General features: G+C 28.9%; 1 protein-coding gene. It reads right to left on the reverse strand.

Going from position 1 to position 1,189, the window contains the following annotated elements:
- Positions 1-62: 62 nt before the first annotated feature.
- Positions 63-1,031, reverse strand: a complete 969-nt coding sequence (locus tag ACR0QS_RS13310) for an aldo/keto reductase (RefSeq protein WP_432633933.1) — start codon at positions 1,029-1,031, stop codon at positions 63-65.
- Positions 1,032-1,189 lie beyond the last annotated feature (158 nt).

Here is a 1,189-nt window from a genome sequence, read left to right on the forward strand (position 1 = left end):
ACTTTTGTTTTATAACTAATTATGCTTAAAAATTATAGCTAAAAATATTTTATTTTTAATTTTTAATCCATGTTTCTTAATTTGGCTATATCTTCGTCCGTTCTATTTCCATGAATATTTATTTTGGAAAGTTCGTTTTCTATTTTATTAAATTCTTCTTCCGTTAATTCTACATTCATAGCTTCAAAATTTTCTTTAATTCGCTCTTCGCTTCTAGAACCAGGAATTGGCACTATAAAATTTTTCTTATGAAGCATCCAAGCTAAAGAAATTTGAGCGGGAGTAGAATTTTTTGATTTGGCAAAATCGTTAAGAACTTCCAAAAGAGGTTTATTTCCTATAATATTTTCTTTACTGAAACGAGTTATTACTCTTCTTACATCGTCTCCAGAATATTTTGTATTTTCGTTATATTTGCCAGATAAAAAACCGCTCGCAAGAGGACTGAAAGCCACAAAACCTATGCCGAGTTTTTCGCATGCTGGAATAACATCTTTTTCAAACATTCTTTCCATAATAGAATATTCGCTTTGTATCGCGCTTATCGGAGTTATTTTATTTGCATTTGTTATTTCTTCTACTGTAGATTGAGATTGTCCCCAAGCAAGAATTTTTCCTTTTTCAATTAATTTTCCCATACAATAGGCAACTTCTTCTACGGGTATAAATTTACTTATTCTATGCTGATAATATAAATCAATATAATCCGTATTAAGTCTTTTTAGCGATGCGTCTACATGAGATTCTATTTCTTCAAAAAGTTTAGAACTTTCCGTTTTTTGTATAAAAAATTTTGTGGCTATAATCACATTTTTTCTAATTTGTTTTAAAGCCTCTCCAGTTATTATTTCATTTTCTCCAGCTCCGTAAACTTCCGCCGTATCGAAAAAATTGCATCCCAATTCGTAGGCATATCTTATTAACTTTAAAGATTCTTCTTTACTTTTGGAAGCTCCGTATCCATGACTTAATCCCATACAGCCATAACCGATTGCCGAAACTTCTAAATTCCCTATTTTTCTTTTTTGCATTTTATTTCTCCTTCGCCATCTTATTACTTTTGGCATTGTTTTTATTTATTTTGTATTACTATTATAACATTGGAGTCGACTCCAGAGTCAATATTAAAATTTGATTTTATTTAAAAAATTTTAATTAATTATTTATTTGTATTTTAAGATATTAAAAC

The organism is Brachyspira sp. (genome assembly GCF_050873525.1).
Taxonomy (GTDB): Bacteria; Spirochaetota; Brachyspiria; order Brachyspirales; family Brachyspiraceae; genus Brachyspira.